Source organism: Pseudomonas sp. BF-RE-22 (assembly GCF_019956155.1).
In the GTDB taxonomy this organism is placed as follows: Bacteria; Pseudomonadota; Gammaproteobacteria; order Pseudomonadales; family Pseudomonadaceae; genus Aquipseudomonas; species Aquipseudomonas migulae.
On sequence record NZ_JAHBDD010000066.1, the window covers coordinates 32,665 to 52,865 of the forward strand.

General features: G+C 60.4%; 18 protein-coding genes. 15 read left to right on the forward strand and 3 right to left on the reverse strand.

All coding sequences use genetic code 11. The features are described from left to right. The first annotated feature begins 738 nt into the window (after nt 1–738). Entirely contained in the window at nt 739–1,098 is a 360-nt protein-coding gene (locus KGA82_RS24630) for a response regulator (protein ID WP_192226685.1), read from the forward strand. 147 nt (nt 1,099–1,245) lie between these two features. Here KGA82_RS24630 and KGA82_RS24635 read toward each other — a convergent pair whose 3' ends face one another. Further along, complete coding sequence (locus tag KGA82_RS24635; RefSeq protein ID WP_008034389.1) at nt 1,246–2,250, reverse strand: AraC family transcriptional regulator; 1,005 nt, start codon at nt 2,248–2,250, stop codon at nt 1,246–1,248. A gap of 100 nt (nt 2,251–2,350) precedes the next feature. On the opposite strand from KGA82_RS24635, the gene KGA82_RS24640 reads away from it, so the two are divergent. Further along, nucleotides 2,351–3,424 (forward strand): fatty acid desaturase, encoded by a 1,074-nt coding sequence (locus tag KGA82_RS24640; protein WP_223452759.1) that lies wholly within the window; start codon nt 2,351–2,353, stop codon nt 3,422–3,424. A gap of 66 nt (nt 3,425–3,490) precedes the next feature. Here the strand turns inward: KGA82_RS24640 and KGA82_RS24645 are convergent, their stop codons facing one another. Continuing rightward, entirely contained in the window at nt 3,491–4,411 is a 921-nt protein-coding gene (locus KGA82_RS24645; protein WP_223452761.1) for a LysR family transcriptional regulator, read from the reverse strand. 445 nt (nt 4,412–4,856) lie between these two features. Between KGA82_RS24645 and KGA82_RS24650 the strand changes: the two genes are divergently transcribed. The 10 genes from KGA82_RS24650 (at nt 4,857) to KGA82_RS24695 (ending at nt 13,504) form a co-directional block, all read left to right on the forward strand. After that, nucleotides 4,857–5,666, forward strand: coding sequence for an energy transducer TonB (locus tag KGA82_RS24650; protein ID WP_223452763.1), 810 nt, complete (start codon nt 4,857–4,859; stop codon nt 5,664–5,666). 44 nt (nt 5,667–5,710) lie between these two features. Then, complete coding sequence (locus KGA82_RS24655; RefSeq protein ID WP_008045247.1) at nt 5,711–6,436, forward strand: MotA/TolQ/ExbB proton channel family protein; 726 nt, start codon at nt 5,711–5,713, stop codon at nt 6,434–6,436. A gap of 1 nt (nt 6,437) precedes the next feature. After that, complete coding sequence (locus KGA82_RS24660) at nt 6,438–6,839, forward strand: ExbD/TolR family protein (protein ID WP_213942056.1); 402 nt, start codon at nt 6,438–6,440, stop codon at nt 6,837–6,839. A gap of 285 nt (nt 6,840–7,124) precedes the next feature. Further along, entirely contained in the window at nt 7,125–7,706 is a 582-nt protein-coding gene (locus KGA82_RS24665) for an alpha/beta hydrolase (RefSeq protein WP_192226691.1), read from the forward strand. 59 nt (nt 7,707–7,765) lie between these two features. Then, complete coding sequence (locus KGA82_RS24670; protein WP_192226693.1) at nt 7,766–8,695, forward strand: sigma 54-interacting transcriptional regulator; 930 nt, start codon at nt 7,766–7,768, stop codon at nt 8,693–8,695. A 376-nt stretch (nt 8,696–9,071) separates the two neighbouring features. Beyond that, nucleotides 9,072–9,854 carry a MetQ/NlpA family ABC transporter substrate-binding protein gene (locus KGA82_RS24675; protein ID WP_008040224.1) on the forward strand — a complete coding sequence of 261 codons (783 nt, stop codon included), beginning with the start codon at nt 9,072–9,074 and terminating at the stop codon, nt 9,852–9,854. A gap of 687 nt (nt 9,855–10,541) precedes the next feature. Continuing rightward, nucleotides 10,542–11,207, forward strand: a complete 666-nt coding sequence (locus KGA82_RS24680) for an amino acid ABC transporter permease (protein WP_008032519.1) — start codon at nt 10,542–10,544, stop codon at nt 11,205–11,207. Then, nucleotides 11,188–11,847: an amino acid ABC transporter permease gene (locus KGA82_RS24685; protein WP_207285571.1), complete on the forward strand. Its 660-nt coding sequence runs from the start codon at nt 11,188–11,190 to the stop codon at nt 11,845–11,847. The genes KGA82_RS24680 and KGA82_RS24685 overlap by 20 nt, the downstream gene beginning before the upstream one ends. Further along, entirely contained in the window at nt 11,844–12,626 is a 783-nt protein-coding gene (locus KGA82_RS24690; protein ID WP_008032517.1) for an amino acid ABC transporter ATP-binding protein, read from the forward strand. Before KGA82_RS24685 ends, KGA82_RS24690 begins: the two co-directional genes overlap by 4 nt. Next, a complete protein-coding gene (locus KGA82_RS24695; RefSeq protein ID WP_008040217.1) occupies nt 12,623–13,504 on the forward strand; it encodes a transporter substrate-binding domain-containing protein in 882 nt (293 codons plus the stop codon). Before KGA82_RS24690 ends, KGA82_RS24695 begins: the two co-directional genes overlap by 4 nt. 117 nt (nt 13,505–13,621) lie before the next feature. On the opposite strand, the gene KGA82_RS24700 is transcribed toward KGA82_RS24695, so the two are convergent. Beyond that, the gene (locus KGA82_RS24700; protein ID WP_008032511.1) at nt 13,622–14,818 is read right to left on the reverse strand and encodes an AAA family ATPase; all 1,197 of its coding nucleotides are present in this window, start codon (nt 14,816–14,818) and stop codon (nt 13,622–13,624) included. 112 nt (nt 14,819–14,930) lie between these two features. Between KGA82_RS24700 and KGA82_RS24705 the strand changes: the two genes are divergently transcribed. The 3 genes from KGA82_RS24705 to KGA82_RS24715 are packed head-to-tail and all read left to right on the forward strand — an operon-like array spanning nt 14,931 to nt 20,148. After that, the gene (locus tag KGA82_RS24705) at nt 14,931–16,034 is read left to right on the forward strand and encodes an efflux RND transporter periplasmic adaptor subunit (RefSeq protein WP_223452764.1); all 1,104 of its coding nucleotides are present in this window, start codon (nt 14,931–14,933) and stop codon (nt 16,032–16,034) included. After that, a complete protein-coding gene (locus KGA82_RS24710) occupies nt 16,031–17,098 on the forward strand; it encodes an efflux RND transporter periplasmic adaptor subunit (protein ID WP_223452766.1) in 1,068 nt (355 codons plus the stop codon). The genes KGA82_RS24705 and KGA82_RS24710 overlap by 4 nt, the downstream gene beginning before the upstream one ends. After that, nucleotides 17,095–20,148: an efflux RND transporter permease subunit gene (locus KGA82_RS24715; protein ID WP_008040210.1), complete on the forward strand. Its 3,054-nt coding sequence runs from the start codon at nt 17,095–17,097 to the stop codon at nt 20,146–20,148. Before KGA82_RS24710 ends, KGA82_RS24715 begins: the two co-directional genes overlap by 4 nt. The last annotated feature ends 53 nt before the right edge of the window (nt 20,149–20,201 follow it).

The window sequence follows — 20,201 nt, forward strand, 5'->3', positions numbered from 1 at the left end:
CCGACCTGGCTCTACGGTCGTGCGCACTCTCCCGCACTGTGGTGGCCGCACTAATTTTGGATTTTTGCACATTCCCCTGTAGGAGCCGGCTTGCTGGCGATGGCGTCCTTTCAGGCGATAGATGTGTCGACTGACCCACCGCTATCGTCGGAACGCCGCCCGCAGCAAGCCGGCTCCTACAGTTGATCGTATTTATCCAATCGCATATGCATTTCCCCCGTAGGAGCCAGCTTGCTGGCGATGGACGCCAACGATAACGCGGGCTGTCTGAATGAACGCGTCGCCTAGACGTTTTTCGCCGGCAAGCCGGCTCCTACAGGGATCGGTATACGCTTTTGCCTTTCACCACTCATTAGGCCGAGCGTTAGCTCGCCTTCCGCTTTTGATCTGAGCGCCCCCTCGAGAGGCCGAGTGGAGGTTCTGCGCAGTGGGCAACCCGGCATGGATGCCGGGTTAGCCGCCCCCGGCCATGGATGGCCGATGGCGGCGGGCCCACGGAGCAGGACCGGAGCGAGGGTATGCCGAGCCTAGGCGAGGCACCGAACGAAAGGGGCAAGAGCCCTTTGGTTACTTTGGGGCTTTTCCAAAGTGACTCGCCGTAAGGGCGAAACCAATAGCCGCCCTCACCGCAGAAACGGATATGTACCCCAAACCACAAACCCAACCCGCCGGTCACAGTAAAGGTGGGCTTTGTCCGCGAAGGCGCCTAGCCTGTGACGACGACAATCGAGGTGTGCCATGCGTGTGCTGTTAGTGGAAGACGAGCCGGAGACCGCCAAACTCCTGGCCAACGGCCTGAGCGAAGCGAGTTACTCGGTGGATGTGGCGCTCAACGGCATGGACGGCCGTCGCTTCATCGAGACCGGTGAATACGAGCTGATCATTCTTGACGTCATGCTACCGGGGTTGAACGGCTGGCAATTGCAGCAACAGATCCGCAAGCTCGGCGAGACGCCGGTGCTGTTTCTCACCACCAAGGATGGAATTGAAGATCGCCTGCGCGGGTTGGAGCTGCATGAGGACGATTATCTGCTCAAACCGTTTGCCGTGAGCGAGTTGGTGGCGCGGGTGCGCAAGTTGGTGCGGCGTAATCGTTGATGGGGATGTGGTGAATTGACGGACGCCTTCGCGGGCAAGCCTCGCTCCTACAGGTAACGGGTCGATCAAAAATGCCCGGCCCAAGCCCTAACTTGTAGGAGCGAGGCTTGCCCGCGAAGAGGCCGAAACAGGCAGCACAAATTCACATCACCGCAACCCATCCCGAAACTGCCCCGGCGTCATCCCTGTCCAGCGCTTGAACGCGCGGCTGAAACTGCTCGTATCCGCAAACCCCAACAAATAACTGATCTCGCTCAACGAACATTGCGGGTCGCGCAGGTGCAGCAGCGCGAGGTTTTCGCGGCTTTCATTGAGCAGCGTATCGAACCTGCAACCCTCATCTGCCAAATGCCGTTGCAGGCTGCGCAAGCTCAGGTGCAAGGCCTTGGCGATGTGTTCGGCGCTGGGCTCGCCTTCGGGCAGTTGCTCTTCAATGGCGTCGCGGACCTTGCGCTCCCAGGTCAGGGGTTTGAGTTGCGCCAGTGTGCGTTTGAGCACGGTTTCGTTGTGTTCGGCCAGTTCCGGGTTGGCGTCGTCCAAGTGACTGTCGAAGTCCACCAGCGCAAACTCCAGCCGGTCTTCGTCGGCCGAAAAGTGCACCGGTGAGCGGAAGACTTTGTGCCATTGATGCGCGTCGGCCGGTTCCGGGCGACGCAGGTACACCGCGAGCGGCGCGTAGTCGCGGCCCAGTCGGTTGCGGCAGGTGCGCACGTAAATCGCGGTGAAAGCGTCGATGGCTTCGAACGCTGGCGCCGGGTTGCCTGGCGGGATTTTCAGGCGGAAGCGATAGCGATCCTCGGTGCGGCTCAGTTCAAGATCCAAGGCATCGCTGACCACCTGGTGATAACGCACGATGCGCTCGAACACTTCGCGCAAACTGCCGCTGGCCACCAGCGCATAGCCGAGTGCGTGAAAGGTGGTCGGGCTGACGAAGCGCGACACCCGCAAGCCGATCGCCGGATCGCCGCTGACCTGCACCGCGATTTCCCACAGCCGCGTAGTGCCCGACAACGGGTAACGGGCGTTCGGGTCGTCCATCAATTGCGGGTCGAGCCCCGCCTGGTGGCACAGCGCGGTGCTGTCGAGGCCCAGCGCATCGAGTTGCTTGCGCAGGGCGCGGGTCCAGCTGGCGAGGGAGGTCGGTTCAGTCATGCTGATTGGCGCTTCCGGTCAACAGGTTGGCGTCCAGGGCTACCGCCTTGTGAAGGTTCACACGGCAGGATGCGAACATCAATAACCAGAGGATGGAAGCATGGACGGTACTTCTGCAAGTCCCCAGCGACTGAATGCAGCTCAGCGATCTGCGCATATTCGCGAAGTGGTGTTGGCCAAAGGCGTCGAACTGCGTAAACGCTACCCGATTCTCAACCATCAGGACGCCTTGGGCGCGGGCATTCTGGCCTTTGCTTTGGCGGGAATGATCGGTTCGGCAGCGCTGTACATCAGCGGATACATGGCCTGGTGGGCATGTCTGCTGCTCAACGCGTTCTTTGCGTCGCTGACCCACGAGCTGGAGCACGACCTGATTCATAGCATGTACTTCCGTAAACAACGCGTGCCGCACAACCTGATGATGGGCCTGGTGTGGCTGGCGCGGCCGAGCACGATCAACCCGTGGATTCGCCGGCATCTGCACCTCAATCACCACAAAGTGTCCGGCACTGAAGCCGACATGGAGGAGCGGGCGATCACCAACGGTGAGCCTTGGGGTTTGGCGCGGCTGTTGATGGTCGGCGACAACGTGATGTCGGCGTTCATCCGCATGCTGCGGGCCAAGACCTGGACCCACAAGTTCAGCATCATCAAGCGTGCGTTGAAGGTCTATGCGCCGCTCGCGCTGGTGCATTGGGGCGCGTGGTACGTGTTTCTCGGCTTCCACGCCGCTAACGGCGTCGCCCATCTGCTGGGAGCACCGATTGAATGGTCGGCGACCACGCTCTCGGTGATGCAGGTGATCGATATCGCGGCAGTGGTGATCATCGGCCCGAACGTGTTGCGCACTTTTTGCCTGCACTTTGTCAGCTCGAACATGCATTACTACGGCGATGTGGAGCCGGGGAACGTGATCCAGCAAACCCAGGTACTGAACCCGTGGTGGATGTGGCCGTTGCAGGCGTTTTGCTTCAACTTCGGCAGCAGCCACGGGATCCATCACTTTGTGGTGAAGGAACCGTTTTACATCCGCCAGTTGACCGTGCCGGTGGCGCACAAGGTGATGCGCGAGATGGGCGTGCGGTTTAACGATTTCGGGACGTTCGGGCGGGCGAACCGGTTTGTTCGCAAGGAAGAAGTGCAGGGGCAAACGGTGGAGGGTGTGCGCGTCTGAGGGCCTCTTCGCTGGCAAGCCAGCTCCTACAGGGGGGTGGCTTGCCGGCGAAAGCGGTCGTTCTGTTCAAACCGCGACGCTGACATCCTGCTTATCCACCGCCACCAACGTCTCGATCATCGCCCGCGCAGCCGGTGACAACCGGAACCCCGTGCGGCTGACAATCCCGCACCGCACGCTCATGCTCTCGATGTGCGGCGGCAGGTTTCGCCAGTGCAGCAGCACCAGCGAACCGTCGGCGATGTCCTCGACAAACGCTTCCTCTGTTCCCACTCCGATGGCGTTCGATTGCAGCACGATCCTGGCCAGCGCAGGAAAATGCTCGGTCTCGATGGTCGGTGAAAAATCGATCCGGCCGCTGAGGTTCGCCAGCAGTTTGCGAATACCCGGCGGGATCTGCGTGGTCGCCAACGGGTAATCGAACATGTCGTTGGTCGACAGGCTTTCCTTGGCCAGCAACGGATGCCCCGGACGGCAGAAAAACACACCGCGTTTGGGTGTCAACGCTCGGGTCTGAAAGTTCGGATCCGCTTCGAAATGGCGGATGTCGGCGATGAAAAATTCGATCTCTTCACGGCTCAGGGCGCGGCTGAGTTTTTCCCAGTTATCCACCTGAAAACAGGTGCGTATTTTCGGGTGGGCACCGATGAATTGCGCCACCGCATCCGGCACCAGTTTTACCGCCGGTGCCGGGCCGCAGCCGAACCGCAGTTCACCGGCGTCGAGCTTGGTCATTTGCGTGACTTCGGCGTTGAGCAGTGCGGCGCCCTGTACCAGCGTCAGCGCATGTTGCAGCACCACCTGACCTTCCGGCGTGGGGCGCAAGTCCTTGTTGCCACGGTCCACCAGTGCGCAGCCGAATTCCTGTTCAAGCCCTTGAATGCTACGACTGAATGCCGGCTGAGTGATGCCCATGGCGTCGGCTGCCCGTACGAAACTTCGGTGTTCGGTGAGGGCAATGAAGTAACGCAGCTGACGAAGATCCATAGGTTTTTCCCGGCATCCTGAAACGACCTCGATGGCATGTGCGACGAGCGTGGTTGAGGTTTTTTAAAGGTAATCGCTTATTCCGTCAACGAAGCAATCAAATAACTATTAGATGATAAAAGAATATCAATAGAGCGTTGTCCCTGCCGCCCGATTGCCGGCGCCAAGGCCTCGTGGCCGTGAAAATGGTCTCGAAATCATGCCTTTGGTGAATATTTTCGATGCCTTAAAAGCATGTGATTTCCGCCTGTTGCCCGCAGCCCTTGTCGGGCAAGGCCTGGAGTCGATGGGTGGTCTTTTATATTCGTTTTTGGTCTATGCATAACTTTAAAGATTACTTTCTGAGATAAGCGTCTGCCTCAATGATTCACCCATCGATACGTCGTCGGGGGATGTCTGGCACGACGTTTCGGTTATCCGCAAAGAGACCGCAGGGAGTTAAGCAATGGGCAATGTCCAGACCGCCGCCAGCGCACACGAGGTGCTGTGGCGCCAGGCGCCGGGTGGCGAGTTGGTCGACCTCGGCCGGGTGCACCGAGTGCCCTTGGGGCAGCTGCGTTTGCAGCGTGCGCCCAAGGGCATTCTGAGTCGCCGGGAAACGATTCTGCTCGGTGTGCTGGCGCTGCTGGTGCATGGCGCAGTCATCTATTGGGTCAATCAGCAGCCGACCAAGGCATTGCCGATCGTGCCGCCGGAAATTCCGCCGATGACGATTGAATTCTCGCGTCCGGCGCCGCCCGTGGTCGAGCCGCCACCGCCGCAGCCGGTGCAACCCGTGGTCGAGCCACCGCCGCCGGTGGAAGACGAGCTGGCCGTGAAGCCGCCGCCACCGAAACCGATTCCCAAGCCAAAACCGGTCGCCAAGCCCGTACCGAAACCGGTGCAAAAAGTCGCCCCGCAACCACCCGCGCCGCCACAACCGGCAGCCCCTGTCGCGGCCTCGGCGCCACCTGCACCACCGGCGCCCGCGCCGGTGACGCCTGCCTCGGCCAATGCCGCGTACCTGAAAAACCCGGCGCCGGAATACCCGTCGCAAGCTGTGCGTCGCGGTTGGGAAGGCACGGTGTTATTGCGGGTGCATGTGTTGGCCAACGGCAAGCCTGGCGAGATTCAGATCCAGAAAGGCAGTGGTCGCGACTCCCTCGACGAGGCGGCGATCAATGCCGTGAAACGTTGGAGTTTCGTGCCGGCCAAGCAGGGTGAGGTCGCCCAGGACGGCTGGGTCAGCGTGCCCATCGATTTCAAGCTTCATTAAACCGCAACCAAATTCGCGCGAAACGTTTACACGAGGAACTCATCATGACGTTACTGGCATCTCCACTTGAATCCATCGAAAGCGCGGTGATCTGGCTGCTGGTGGTTTTTTCCGTTGCCACTTGGGGCCTGGCGTTGCTCAAAGGCGTGCAGTTCGGCCGTCTCAAGGTGCAGGACCGAAAGTTTCATAAGCAGTTCTGGGCGGCGTCGAGCCTTGATTCGGCGGCGGAGCTGGCCGAGACCCAGCCCGGCGCGGCGGCCCGAGTGGCCCAGGCCGGCTATGCGGCAATACAGGTAGGGGAGGCGCCACAAGCGGCGGATTTGAGCCAGGCGATCAACCATCAGGATCGTCTTGAGCGCGCCTTGCGTCAGCAGATCGTGCGTGAGCGCCGCTCGCTGGAAACAGGTTTGGCGGTGGTCGCAAGTATTGGCAGTACATCGCCGTTCATTGGTTTGTTTGGCACTGTGTGGGGAATCATGGAGGCGTTGAAAGGAATCAGCGCAGCGGGCTCCGCCAGCCTGGAAACCGTGGCCGGGCCGATTGGCGCGGCGCTGGTGGCGACCGGTGTGGGGATCGCCGTCGCGGTACCGGCGGTGCTGGTTTACAACTACTTTTTGCGTCGTCTGAAACTGACGGCGGCGGACCTGGATGACTTCGCCCATGACTTCTACAGCCTGGCGCAGAAGAGTTCGTTCCGTGTGCTGATTCATCCGACGGCGCATAAAACCGCTGCATCGGGCAGCGCACAGAAAGTGAAGGAGGCGTCCTGAGATGGCTTTCTCCACGCAAGACAGCGATGAGGTGCTGAGCGAGATCAACGTGACACCGCTGGTGGATGTGATGCTGGTGCTGCTGGTGGTGTTTATCGTCACCGCGCCGCTGCTGACCAACGCGATCCCGATCAACCTGCCCAAGACCGAGGCCGTGGCGCCGGTGGAGCAGAAGGACCCGCTGGTCGTGAGCATCGACGGTGCCGGAAAACTGTTTATCAACAAGGACGAGATTCAGCCGGACTTGCTGGAGTTCAGCCTCAAGTCGGCGAAGGCCAAGGATCCCGAAGTGCGTGTGCAATTACAGGCGGACGACGGGGTGAATTACGGCGAAGTGGCGCGAGCCATGGCGTCGATTGAGCGGGCAGGGATTACCAAGTTGTCGGTGATTACCGCACGCTGACCGATTTTCGATTTTCCGGGGCCGTCTCCTTGGCAGGGTGCGGCCCCTTTTTTATGCCTCGAGAAAACCCACGGTCCTGTAGGAGCCGGCTTGCTGGCGATCGCGTCCTTCCAGCCAACGAAAATGTTGTCTGACATACCGCTATCGCCAGCAAGCCGGCTCCTACAGGTCGTGCGCCTCTCATATTCTTTATGGGTCTTAATAAATAGCTTCTTATTCCTTAACGAATATAACTCTCCTCCCTATACTCGATCAGGAACAGACACGCAGCAGGAGAGTTCCCCCATGCGCAACGAATCAATTCGCTATCTGATTGTGCCGGGCTGGCAAGGATCGCCAGAAGATCATTGGCAAAGCCACTGGCAGAACAGCTTGCCGAACAGCGCGCGGGTGGAGCAGGCCGATTGGCTGACGCCCCGTCGTGAAGACTGGGTGGCGGCATTGGCCGAGGCGATTGCCGCTGACAGCACGCCGGTGATTTTGATTGCCCATAGCCTGGGTTGCATCACGGTCGCGCATTGGGCGGCCACTGCCCCGCTGAATTTTTTGCGCCAGGTGCGCGGTGCCTTACTGGTTGCACCGGCAGACGTCGAGCGCCCGGCCTGCGCGCCAGCCTTGCGCAACTTCGCGCCGATTCCGACGAGCCTTTTGCCGTTCCCGAGCCAGGTGGTCAGCTCCGACAACGACGCTGCTGTCAGCGCACCGCGTGCGCTGGAACTGGCACGTAACTGGGGCGCCGAGGCAGGAATACTGTCGGGTGCCGGGCACATCAACGTGAAGTCCGGTCATCAGCGCTGGGAGCAGGGTTTTGCTTATCTGTATCGCCTGCAAAACCGCATGGAACATCACGCCCTGCGCCGCGCTTGAACCTTTTCTTTTTTTAACATCGCCCCCCGTCTCCCGGCGGTTTTGGGCGGGAGTCTGCCATGAGTTTTGAAGCCTTCGGTCAGCCGCTGCTGACCTTTCCCGATGCAGAAAAAAGTCCGCTGAGCATCCGCGCCAAGGCGCTGGTGTTCGTCGATCCGCGCTCGCGTCAATTGCGCGCCGAGCTGGAGCAACTGGCCCCGCGTTCGATCTCCGTGTTGATCCGTGGCGAAACCGGTAGTGGTAAAGAACTGCTGGCGCGGCACATCCATCGCGCCAGTGATCGTGGTGGGTTGTTCGTGTCGGTCAATTGCGGCGCTATCAGCCCGACCTACGCCGACGCCGAATTGTTCGGTTATGCCGCTGGCAGTTACACCGGTTCGGCGAGCAGTCGTGCTGGCTGGTTCGGTTCGGCCAATGGCGGCACGCTGTACCTGGATGAAATCGGCGACTTGCCGCTGCCGATCCAGATCAAGTTGCTCGCCGCACTGGAAAACCACGAAGTTACCCGCGTCGGCGCGCATCAACCGAGCCCGGTGGATGTGCGTCTCGTGGCCGCGACCAGCATTGATCTGGCGCAAGCCGTGGCTGCCGGGAAATTCCATGAGCGGCTTTATCACTACCTCAGCGAAGGTCAGCTGGAACTGCCGGCGTTGCGTGAGCGGGTGGGCGATATCCTGTCGTTGTCCGAGTACTTCCTGGGCATCTACAGCCAGCGCCTGGACCTGCCGGTGCCGCTGATCAGCGAAGCTGCGCAGCAGTTGCTGGAACAGCACAGCTGGCCGGGCAACACCCGGGAGCTGGAAAACGTCATCCACTTTGCATTGCTGGTCAGCACTGGCGACGAGATCCTGCCCGAACATTTGAACCTGCCCGAAGCACCAGCGCCGCTGACGCAGATCGAGCAGCAGCTCCGGCACATCCTCACCAAAGGCACTGCCACCGAACAAGCCGCCCTCAAACAACTCCTCAAAAACACCGCACTCTTGTAGGAGCCGGCTTGCTGGCGATCCAGACAACGCGGTGTATCAGGCCGGACGCCTTCGCGGGCAAGCCTCGCTCCTACAGATCGCGAACACACCGAGCTCTTGTAGGAGCGAAGCTTGCTCGCGAACCAGACGACACGGATTTTCTGGAAGGACGCCTTCGCGGGCAAGCCTCGCTCCTACAGGTGGGTGCGGCGAAATGCAGCCAACACGTGAGTTAGAGCTGTATGAACAAAATGGAATATGAAAGTGAATAAAAGATATTGTTCGGGAATAAAAAATCCCGGTATTGTCCGCTTCACGCCAGCGATAGCACTTCACTGGCACTCGTACTAAACAAGCCGTCGTCGATGACGACCGTGATTTTCGATAAGGACACTGCATGAAAAAGGTTCTGTTGTTCACCGCATTGGCGGCTGCCCTGACCGCGGGCCTGGCCCAGGCCGGCGAGAAACTGGTAATTGCGGCGACCCCGGTCCCACACGCCGAGATTCTGGAGCTGATCAAGCCAACCCTCGCCAAAGAAGGCGTGGACCTGGAAATCAAAGTGTTCACCGACTACGTTCAGCCAAACGTACAAGTTGACCAGAAGCGTCTGGACGCCAACTACTTCCAGACCCTGCCGTACCTGAAAAACTTCAACGAAGGCAAAGGCACCAACCTGGTGACCGTGATCGGCGTTCACGTTGAACCGTTCGGTGGCTACTCGAAGAAGTACAAAAAACTGGCTGACCTGCCAAACGGCGCGACCATCGCTCTGCCGAACGAAGGCAGCAACAGCGGTCGTGCTCTGCTGCTGTTGCAGAAGGCTGGCCTGATCGAGTTGAAAGACCCGAAAAACGCTTTGGCTACTCCGAAAGACATCGCCAAGAACCCGCACAACTTCAAGTTCAAGGAACTGGAATCGGCCATGTTGCCGCGCGTACTGGACCAGGTTGACCTGGACCTGATCAACACCAACTACGCGCTGGAAGCGGGTCTGAACCCGGCTAAAGATGCGCTGGTGATCGAAGGTGCTGATTCGCCTTACGTGAACTTCCTGGTGGCTCGTCCAGACAACAAGGACAGCGTAGCCATCCAGAAACTGGCCAAGGCGTTGACCAGCCCGGAAGTGAAAGCCTTCATCGCCAAGAAATACAGCGGCGCCGTACTGCCGGCGTTCTGATTGGACGCAGCATCAAACCCCTTCAAGGTTTCGAACGCCGACGGCTAGCAATAGCGTCGGCGTTTTTTATTGCGCCTGCACATTCCAAATGTAGGAACGAGCCTCTTGTAGGAGCCGGCTTGCTGGCGAATCAGACAACGCGGTGTATCAGGCCGGACGCCTTCGCGGGCAAGCCTCGCTCCTACAGATCACGGACACACCGCACTCTTGTAGGAGCGAAGCTTGCTCGCGAACCAGACGACACGGATTTTCTGGAAGGACGCCTTCGCGGGCAAGCCTCGCTCCTACAGGGGATAGGCGTGCTCCGGAGGCTTAGGCCGCCCTGGCCTTCAACGCCCTGCGCAACGCCACCAGCAGCTTCACGATGTCTTGCGGATCAAGCCGTTGCGGTACTTTTACGTCAGCCATGTTCTCTTCCTTGTGATGGATCGGCCGGGAGTCTGGCCAAAAGCTGTGCGTCCTTGGAGGGCTATTCCGAAAAAAAGATCCTTCCTACAGCGAAAAGGAAAATAGTCGTCTTCCCCCTTCTCGGCAAATTCACCGGATAGTTTTTTGCGTGATATCAATATGCTTTAACGGTATTTAAATTCAGATTCTTATACCTTTAAAGTCGGTGCCTGCCGGGAGGTTATCCACCGCCCATGGACTGCGCCACCGTCGCTTACCGAGCGACGTCCAGGATGTTCAATGAACTTCGATTACGCTTTTATCCTCAGCACCCTGCCGGCGTTTCTCAAGGCCGTGGGCGTGACGCTGCAGGTCGGCTTCATCGCCATCGGCACCTCGCTGCTGGTGGCCTTGATCAACGCAACGATCCTGGTGTTCCGCACGCCTTACCTGCAACGCCTGGTCGGGTTGTACGTAGAACTGGCGCGCAACACGCCGCTGCTCATTCAACTGTTCTTTGTGTATTTCGCCTTGCCGGCGCTGGGCATCAAGGTGTCAGGCTTCACGGCGGCGATTATCACCATGACGTTCCTGGGCGGCGCTTACCTCACGGAAGTGCTGCGTGCCGGGGTGGACGCGGTGCCCCAGGCGCAGCTCGAATCCGGCCGCTCCATCGGCTTGTCCCACGGGCAATTGCTGCGCTACGTGATCCTGCCGCAGGCCGGCATCCTCAGCCTGCCGTCGCTGTTCGCCAATTTCATTTTCCTGCTCAAAGAGACCACCGTGGTCTCGGCCGTGGCGGTCCCGGAAATTCTCTACACCACCAAAAGCTACATCGCGCTCTACTACAAAACCTACGAAATGCTCGCCGTGCTGACGCTGATTTGCGTGCTGCTGTTTTTGCCGCTGTCGCTGCTGCTCAGCCGTCTGGAAAGGAGGCTCCAGCATGGCCAGTTCGGGTCTTGAATTGCTGTGGGTGTCGTTGCCGCAACTGGGCAAGGGCGCTGCGCAAACCCTGTCGATCTCTTTCCTGAGCATCGTCATCAGCACCGTTGGCGGTGTGTTTTACGGCGTTTTGCGTACGCTGAATTCGAAATGGCTGAACGCGATTTTGCGCGTGTATCTGGAGCTGTTCCGGGCGATCCCGGTATTGGTCTGGTTGTACTTGCTGTTTTTCGGGCTGCCGATTTTCTTCGGCCTGAGCATTCCGAGCTTCTGGTGCGCGGTGCTGGTGCTGTCGCTGTGGGGCGCCAGCGAAGTCGGCGAAGTGGTGCGCGGCGCCTTGCATTCATTGCCACGCGGCCAGCGTGAAGCGGGCCTGTCGATCGGCTTGAACGGGCCGCAACTCTACGGCTACGTGCTGCTGCCCCAGGCGCTGAAACGCATGACCCCGCCGACCATCAACGTCTACACGCGGATCATCAAGACCAGCTCCCTGGCGGTGCTGATCGGCGTAGTGGACGTGATCAAGGTCGGCCAGCAGATCATCGAACGCACCTACGAATCCGTGCTGATCTACGGCGCGCTGTTCCTGTTTTTCTTTTTCATCTGCTACCCGCTCTCGGCCGCCTCGCGCGTGCTGGAGCGGCGCTGGACGCAAGCATGAGCGCATTGATCGAGTTCAAGGGTTTCAACAAGTTTTTCGGCGAGCAGCAGGTGCTCGACGGCATCGACCTGAAGGTGAAGTCCGGCGAAGTGATCGTCATCCTCGGCCCCAGCGGCTGCGGTAAAAGTACCCTGTTGCGTTGCCTCAACGGGTTGGAAGTCGCGCACAGCGGCAGCCTGACATTTGCCGGCCGCGAGCTGCTGGACAAAGGCACCGACTGGCGCGAAGTGCGCCAGCAGATCGGCATGGTGTTCCAGAGCTATCACCTGTTCCCGCACATGAGCGTGCTCGACAACCTGCTGCTCGGCCCGGTCAAGGTGCAAAAGCGCGAGCGTCGTGAAGCCCGGGATCAGGCCGAAACCTTGCTGGCGCGCGTGGGCCTCTCGGACAAGCGCGACGCCTTTCCTCGCCAGCTCTCCGGCGGCCAGCAGCAACGCATCGCCATCGTCCGTTCGTTGTGCATGAACCCCAAAGTCATGTTGTTCGATGAAGTCACCGCCGCCCTCGACCCGGAAATGGTCAAGGAAGTGCTGGAAGTGATTCAGGGATTGGCCCGCGAGGGCATGACCCTACTGATTGTCACCCACGAAATGGCGTTCGCCCGCGCCGTGGCTGACCGCATCGTGTTCATGGATGCCGGGCGAATCCTTGAGCAAAACCCTCCCGAGATTTTCTTTACGAACCCGCAAACCGCACGAGCGCAGCAGTTCCTGGAGAAGTTCTCCTACGTCGCCGCACTACCCAAAACGACTCAAACAAAGGAACTGGAACTGCCATGAAAACTGCCAAGTCTTCTCTACTGCTACTCCCGCTGCTCGGCCTCGCGTTGCTGGCCGGCTGCAACAAAACCGAAGAACCCGCGAAGCCGAAAGTCGCCAGCGAAAGCACTGCGCCGGCCAGCTACCTGGACAAAATCAAGGCGCGGGACAAGTTGATCGTCGGCGTTTTCACTGACAAACCGCCGTTTGGTTTCGTCAATGAAGCGGGGCGTTACGTTGGTTTCGATACTGACATCGGCCGCCAATTTGCCAAGGATCTGCTCGGCGATGAAAACAAGGTCGAGTTCGTCGCGGTGGAACCGGCGAGCCGGATTCCGTTCCTGCAAAGTGACAAGGTCGACCTGATCCTGGCCAACATGACCGTGACCCCGGAGCGCAAGGAAGCGGTGGACTTCACCAATCCAAACCTGAAAGTCGCAGTACAGGCATTGGTGCCACAGGCCAGCGAAGTGAAAAACCTCGATGACCTGGCGACCCGCACCACCATCGTCACCACCGGCACCACGGCGGATATCTGGCTGACCAAGAATCACCCGGACTGGAAACTGCTGAAGTTCGAGAAAAACTCCGAGTCCCTGCAAGCCCTGGCCAACGGTCGCGGCGATGCCTATGCGCAGGACAATCTGGTGCTGTTCAGCTGGGCCAAGCAGAACCCTGGCTACCGCGTGCTGGATCAGAAACTCGGTGCAGAAGCGCCGATTGCGCCGGCGGTGAAGAAGGGCAACATCGAGCTGCGTGACTGGGTGAACGCCGAGTTGGCGAAGCTGGGTGAGGAGAAGTATCTGCTCAAACTGTACGACCAGTATGTGCGCAAGGAATTGAGCGATGACACCAAGCCTGAGAGCGTGATTGTCGAGGGTGGGAAGTGGCAGGGGTGATTCTGTAGTTTTTGCAGCGGTCTTTCGACCGCTATCGCCAGCAAGCCGGCTCCTACAAGTGGATCACCGCGATCCTGTAGGAGCCGGCTTGCTGGCGATTGGTTTCAGCGGCGCCGCTCAATCCGGCCAATACCACGCCGGCTCATCCAGCATCCGCTGCCCGACAATCCCGGTCTGGCCCAGATTTTTCTCCAGCACGATGCAATTGCACTCGGGATCTTCCTGCAGCGCCGAAATCAACCGCCGGGCATGGGACACCACCCACACCTGACACTGCTCCGACGCGCGGATAATCAAGCGCGCCAACGCCGGTAACAGGTCCGGGTGCAGGCTGGTTTCCGGCTCGTTCAGCACCATCAGCGTCGGTGGGCGCGGCGTCAGCAGCGCCGCCACCAACAGCAAGTAGCGCAACGTCCCGTCGGACAACTCCGCCGCCGACAACGGCCGCAATAACCCTTCCTGATAAAACTCGATGGCGAACCGGCCGCCCGCCAGCGGTTCGATATGCAGACGCGCACCGGGAAACGCATCGCTGATGGCGTTGCGCAAAGCCTCGGGGTCGCCAATCTCGATAATGGTCTGCAACGCTGCCGCCAGGTCTCTGCCGTCGTGGTGCAGCACCGGGGTGCGGGTGCCCAGCTGTGGCTGACGCACCGGCGCGTCGGCGTCGCTGCGAAAGTGATCGTAGAAGCGCCAGCGGCGGATGAACTCACGCATCTCCAGCACCTCCGGCGAGGTCCGCAAGCTGCCCACCTGATCGAACAGGCTGTCGAAAGTCGGCGTGTGCTGAGCCAGCACGTCCCAGCTGCGGTTGGCTCGGGTGCGGATCATCGGGCCGTCGCGATCCACCAGCAGGCTCGCCGGACGATAATGCGCCCCGGCCCACAGGCATTCACGCTTGATTTGCGGATCGAGGCTGAACCGTGACGCAATGGGGGTGCTGTGCCCGGGCAACATGAAATGACCGTTGGAATCGGGCAGCCCCAGGCTGATCGAGTAACCGAAGTCGTCCCCGGCAAACCCCAGGCGCAAGCGTTTGACGCCGTGGCGAACGGTCGCCTCGATCGGCACTTCGCCGTTGCGCATGCGCCGGGTGATGGTTTCAGGTCCCGCCCAGAAGGTCGAATCCAGGCCGCCTTCGCGGGCCAACGCATTGACCACGCCGCCCTGAGCGGTTTCCGCCAGCAGGCGCAACGCCCGGTAGAGGTTGGATTTGCCACTGCCGTTCGGCCCGGTGATCAGGTTCAGACGACCCAGTGGAATCACCAGTTTATTGATCGAGCGGTAATTGGCCACCGCGAGGGTTTTGAGCATGGGAAGCTTCCTTACTGCTATGAGTGCAGCAAACCTGTGCACCTGTTGAACCCTGTTCTAAGCTCACAGTCGTATCGCCATTGGCACGTTCGTACGACGCAAAGGAGTCTGCATGGCTGGTCCCGGATTGAAAAGAGTGGTTGGCCTGAGTCTTCTTGTCCTGCTGGGGGCCTGCGGGGAAAAACCCCAGGTCGAAAAGGATCGTCCGCGGGTGTTCGTGCAAATCGTCAACGCCGCGAATTACGCCGCGTCCGTGACCCTCACCGGTGATGTTCAGGCGCGCGTCCAGACAGAGCTGTCGTTCCGTGTCGGTGGCAAGATCATCCAGCGCTCGGTCGATGTTGGTGACCGGGTGTCGGCCAAGCAAGTGCTCGCCAGGCTCGACCCAAAAGACCTGCAAACCAATGTCGACTCGGCCCAGGCACAGGTCGTCGCCGAGCAGGCGCGGGTCAAACAGGCCGCCGCCGCCTTCGTCCGCCAGCAAAAACTCCTGCCCAAGGGCTACACCAGTCAAAGCGAGTTCGACTCTGCCCAGGCCGCATTGCGCAGCAGCCAGAGCGCGCTGACGGCTGCCCAGGCGCAACTGGCCAACGCCCGCGAGCAACTGAGTTACACCGCGCTGATCGCCGATGCACCGGGAGTGATCACTGCCCGGCAGGCCGAAGTCGGCCAGGTGGTGCAGGCCACGATGCCGATTTTCAGCCTGGCGCGCGACGGTGAGCGCGACGCGGTGTTCAACGTCTACGAGTCGCTGCTGACAGAGGATCCTGAGGGCAAAACGATTGTGGTGAGCTTGCTCGATAACCCGGCCATCAAGACCACAGGCACGGTTCGGGAAGTCACCCCGGCCGTTTCCGCGCAGACCGGTACGGTGCAGGTCAAGGTCACCCTTAACGGTCTGCCGGAAGGCATGCAGCTTGGCTCGGTGATCAGCGGCACGGCGAAGACGCCGAGCAAATCCGCAATCGAACTGCCATGGTCGGCGCTGACCAAAAACCTCAGCGAACCGGCCGTGTGGCTGGTGGATGACGAGGGCAAGGCGCAATTGCATACGGTGACGGTGGGTCGTTACCTGACCGGCAAAGTCATCATCAGCGATGGTCTGAAGGGCGGCGAAAAAGTCGTCATTGCCGGCGGTCAGTTGCTGCACCCCGGCGTCAAAGTGGAAATCGCCGAAAACACCTACAAGGATTTAGCTGCGGGAGCCCAGCCATGAAGCGCGTGTTGCTGGTGTTCGCCGGAGTGCTGCTGGTGGCCTGCTCAAAAGAAGAACCGCCGCCAGAGCCGGTGCGTCCGGTGCTGTCGATCAAGGTCCAGGCGCTGGGCGAGGAGAGTCTCGGCCGCTTCGCCGGCAGCATTCAGGCCCGATACGAAACCAATGTCGGCTTCCGCGTACCGGGGCGCATCGCCAGTCGCAACGTCGATGTCGGCGCCGAGGTCGAGAAGGGCGCCTTGCTCGCGACCCTCGATCCCACCGATCAGCAAAACCAGCTGCGCTCGGCTCTGGGCGATCTGGCGAAGGTCCAGGCACAACTGATCAACGCCCAGGCCAACGCCCGGCGTCAGCAGGAGCTGTTCGATCGCGGGGTCGGTGCGCAGGCGCAACTGGACATCGCCCAGACCGATCTGAAAACCACTCAGGCTTCCCTCGATCAAGCGAAGGCGGCGGTCGATCAGGCCAAGGACCAACTCGATTATGTCGAGTTGCGCACCGACCACAAAGCCATCGTCACCGCGTGGAACGCCGAAGCCGGGCAAGTGGTGACCGCCGGCCAGCAAGTGGTGACCCTGGCGCAGCCGGACATCAAGGAAGCGGTAATCGACCTGCCCGACACGCTGGTGGATCAGTTGCCCGCGGATGTGGTGTTTCAGGTCGCCGTGCAACTGGAACCGAACATCACCACCACCGCCATCGTCCGCGAAATCGAACCCCAGGCCCAGAGCGCCACCCGCACCCGGCGCGCCCGCCTGACCCTGACCGACACACCACCGGGGTTTCGCCTGGGCACGGCAATCAGCGTCACCCTCAGCTCTGCGATCAAGCCACGAATCGAGTTGCCCCTGACCGCGCTGCAAGAGGTCGATGGCAAATCGCGGATCTGGGTCATCGACCCACAGACCCAAACCGTTTCCCCGCGTGACATCAGCCTGATCAGCCGCACCGATTCCACCATGGTCCTGGCCAGCGGCGTGAAGTCCGGCGAGCGTGTCGTGAGTGCCGGTGTGAACAGCCTGAAGCCTGGGCAGAAAGTGAAAATCGATGAGGACAGCCCACAATGAAAGGGAGTTTCAACTTATCCGAATGGGCCCTCAAGCATCAGTCGTTTGTCTGGTATTTGATGTTCATCGCGCTGCTGATGGGCGTGTTCTCGTACATGAACCTCGGCCGCGAGGAAGACCCCTCGTTCACCATCAAGACCATGGTCATCCAGTCCAGCTGGCCGGGTGCGACCCAGGAAGAAACCCTCAAGCAGGTCACCGACCGCATCGAGAAAAAGCTCGAAGAACTCGACTCCCTCGACTATGTGAAAAGCTATACACGGCCCGGTGAGTCCACGGTCTTCGTGAACCTGCGCGACACCACCAGCGCCAAGGACATCCCGGAAATCTGGTACCAGGTGCGCAAGAAGATCAACGACATTCGCGGCCAGTTCCCCAAGGGCCTGCAAGGGCCTGGGTTCAACGACGAATTCGGTGATGTTTTCGGTTCGGTGTACGCCTTTACCGCTGACGGCTTGTCGATGCGCCAGTTGCGCGATTACGTCGAGCAGGTGCGCGCCGAAATTCGTGAAGTGCCGGGGCTGGGCAAGGTCGAGATGGTCGGCGAGCAGGATGAAGTGCTCTACCTGAATTTCTCAACCCGCAAACTGGCGGCGCTGGGGATCGATCAGCGTCAGGTCGTGGATAGCCTGCAATCTCAAAACGCGGTGACGCCGGCCGGGGTCATTGAAGCCGGTCCCGAGCGGATTTCCATTCGCACCACCGGGCAGTTCGCTTCCGAGAAAGACCTGGAAAACGTCAACCTGCGGCTCAACGATCGCTTCTATCGCCTGGCCGACATTGCCGACATCAGTCGGGGTTATGTCGACCCGGCGACCCCGGAGTTTCGCTACAACGGCCATCCGGCCATCGGCCTGGCCATTGCCATGAAGAAGGGCGGCAACATTCAGGATTTCGGCAAGGCGCTGCACCAGCGCATGATCGACCTGACCGCCGATTTGCCGGTGGGCGTCGGTGTGTACAACGTTTCCGATCAGGCCGCCGTGGTTGAAAAAGCCGTTGGCGGCTTCACCAGCGCGCTGTTCGAAGCGGTGGTGATCGTGCTGGTGGTCAGCTTCGTCAGCCTCGGCGTGCGCGCCGGGTTAGTGGTGGCGTGCTCTATTCCGCTGGTACTGGCGATGGTCTTCGTCTTCATGGAATACAGCGGCATCACCATGCAGCGGATTTCCCTCGGCGCGCTGATCATCGCCCTCGGCCTGCTGGTGGACGACGCGATGATCACGGTCGAGATGATGGTCACCCGACTGGAGATGGGAGAAACCAAGGAGCAGGCGGCCACGTTCGCCTACACCTCGACTGCATTCCCGATGCTCACCGGTACGCTGGTGACGGTGGCCGGTTTTGTACCGATCGGCCTGAACGCCAGTTCGGCGGGTGAGTACACCTTCACGCTGTTCGCGGTGATTGCCGTGGCGATGCTGGTGTCGTGGGTTGTCGCGGTGTTGTTCGCGCCGGTGATCGGCGTACACATCCTCAGCGCCAACGTGAAACCTCACGATGAAGAACCTGGTCGCATCGGTCGCGCCTTCAATTACGGCATGCTCTGGTCCATGCGCAATCGCTGGTGGGCCATCGGCATCACCATTGCCTTGTTCGTGGCGTCGGTGTTTTCCATGCAGTTCGTGCAGAACCAGTTCTTCCCGTCCTCCGACCGGCCGGAAATTCTCGTCGACCTGAACCTGCCGCAAAACGCTTCGATTGCCGAAACCCGCAAAGCCGTGGACAAGCTCGAAGCGACGCTCAAGGACGACCCGGACATCGTGCGCTGGAGCACTTACATCGGCGAAGGCGCGATCCGTTTCTACCTGCCGCTCGACCAGCAATTGCAAAACCCGTACTACGCGCAATTGGTCATCGTCAGCAAAGGCCTGGAATCGCGAGAAGCCCTGAGTCAGCGTTTGCGCGAACGCTTGCGCAAGGATTTTGTCGGCATCGGCAGTTACGTCCAGGCGCTGGAAATGGGCCCGCCTGTCGGGCGGCCGATCCAGTACCGGGTCAGCGGCAAGGACATCGACCAGGTGCGTAAACATGCCATCGCCCTGGCCACCGAGCTGGACAAGAACTCGCACATCGGCGAGATCATTTACGACTGGAACGAGCCGGGCAAAGTCCTGCGCATCGACATCGCCCAGGACAAGGTGCGGCAACTGGGGTTGTCGTCGGAAGACGTGGCCAACCTGATGAACAGCATCGTCGTCGGTGCGCCGGTGACGCAGGTTGATGACGATATCTACCTGATCAACGTCGTGGGCCGCGCGGTGGATGCGGAGCGCGGTACGCCGGAAACGTTGCAGAACCTGCAGATCGTCACGCCCAGCGGCACTTCGATCCCGCTGCTGGCTTTCGCCACCGTGCGCTATGAACTGGAGCAGCCGCTGGTGTGGCGTCGCGACCGCAAGCCGACCATCACCATCAAGGCTGCGGTGCGCGACGAGATTCAGCCGACCGATCTGGTCAAGCAACTGAAGCCGGAGATCGACAAATTCGCCGCGGCTTTGCCGGTGGGCTACAAGGTCGCCACGGGCGGTACGGTTGAGGAAAGCGGCAAGGCACAAGGGCCGATTGCCAAGGTGGTGCCGTTGATGCTGTTCCTGATGGCGACCTTCCTGATGATTCAATTGCACAGCGTGCAGAAGCTGTTCCTGGTGGCGAGCGTCGCGCCGCTCGGCCTGATCGGCGTGGTGCTGGCGCTGATTCCCACCGGCACGCCGATGGGCTTCGTGGCGATCCTGGGGATTCTGGCGCTGATCGGCATCATCATCCGCAACTCGGTGATTCTGGTGACGCAGATCGACGCCCTGGAGAAAGAGGGGCTGTCGCCGTGGGATGCGGTGGCGCAAGCCACGGAACACCGTCGCCGGCCGATTCTGCTGACGGCTGCGGCGGCGAGCCTGGGGATGATCCCGATTGCCCGGGAAGTGTTCTGGGGGCCGATGGCCTACGCGATGATCGGCGGCATCATCATCGCGACGTTGCTGACGCTGCTGTTTTTGCCGGCGCTGTATGTGGCCTGGTACAAGATTCGCGAGCCGAAAAAAGAGGCCCGGTAAAGCAGAGCGCTTCGCGCTCTAATCGCGAGCAGGCTCGCTCCCACAGTGGAACG

Excerpts from the sequence above, each read along its gene's own strand:
- KGA82_RS24630 (WP_192226685.1), top strand. The coding sequence starts at position 739 with ATGCGTGTGCTGTTAGTGGAAGACGAGCCGGAGACCGCCAAACTCCTG.
- KGA82_RS24635 (WP_008034389.1), bottom strand. The coding sequence starts at position 2,250 with ATGACTGAACCGACCTCCCTCGCCAGCTGGACCCGCGCCCTGCGCAAG.
- KGA82_RS24640 (WP_223452759.1), top strand. The coding sequence starts at position 2,351 with ATGGACGGTACTTCTGCAAGTCCCCAGCGACTGAATGCAGCTCAGCGA.
- KGA82_RS24645 (WP_223452761.1), bottom strand. The coding sequence starts at position 4,411 with ATGGATCTTCGTCAGCTGCGTTACTTCATTGCCCTCACCGAACACCGA.
- KGA82_RS24650 (WP_223452763.1), top strand. The coding sequence starts at position 4,857 with ATGGGCAATGTCCAGACCGCCGCCAGCGCACACGAGGTGCTGTGGCGC.
- KGA82_RS24655 (WP_008045247.1), top strand. The coding sequence starts at position 5,711 with ATGACGTTACTGGCATCTCCACTTGAATCCATCGAAAGCGCGGTGATC.
- KGA82_RS24660 (WP_213942056.1), top strand. The coding sequence starts at position 6,438 with ATGGCTTTCTCCACGCAAGACAGCGATGAGGTGCTGAGCGAGATCAAC.
- KGA82_RS24665 (WP_192226691.1), top strand. The coding sequence starts at position 7,125 with ATGCGCAACGAATCAATTCGCTATCTGATTGTGCCGGGCTGGCAAGGA.
- KGA82_RS24670 (WP_192226693.1), top strand. The coding sequence starts at position 7,766 with ATGAGTTTTGAAGCCTTCGGTCAGCCGCTGCTGACCTTTCCCGATGCA.
- KGA82_RS24675 (WP_008040224.1), top strand. The coding sequence starts at position 9,072 with ATGAAAAAGGTTCTGTTGTTCACCGCATTGGCGGCTGCCCTGACCGCG.
- KGA82_RS24680 (WP_008032519.1), top strand. The coding sequence starts at position 10,542 with ATGAACTTCGATTACGCTTTTATCCTCAGCACCCTGCCGGCGTTTCTC.
- KGA82_RS24685 (WP_207285571.1), top strand. The coding sequence starts at position 11,188 with ATGGCCAGTTCGGGTCTTGAATTGCTGTGGGTGTCGTTGCCGCAACTG.
- KGA82_RS24690 (WP_008032517.1), top strand. The coding sequence starts at position 11,844 with ATGAGCGCATTGATCGAGTTCAAGGGTTTCAACAAGTTTTTCGGCGAG.
- KGA82_RS24695 (WP_008040217.1), top strand. The coding sequence starts at position 12,623 with ATGAAAACTGCCAAGTCTTCTCTACTGCTACTCCCGCTGCTCGGCCTC.
- KGA82_RS24700 (WP_008032511.1), bottom strand. The coding sequence starts at position 14,818 with ATGCTCAAAACCCTCGCGGTGGCCAATTACCGCTCGATCAATAAACTG.
- KGA82_RS24705 (WP_223452764.1), top strand. The coding sequence starts at position 14,931 with ATGGCTGGTCCCGGATTGAAAAGAGTGGTTGGCCTGAGTCTTCTTGTC.
- KGA82_RS24710 (WP_223452766.1), top strand. The coding sequence starts at position 16,031 with ATGAAGCGCGTGTTGCTGGTGTTCGCCGGAGTGCTGCTGGTGGCCTGC.
- KGA82_RS24715 (WP_008040210.1), top strand. The coding sequence starts at position 17,095 with ATGAAAGGGAGTTTCAACTTATCCGAATGGGCCCTCAAGCATCAGTCG.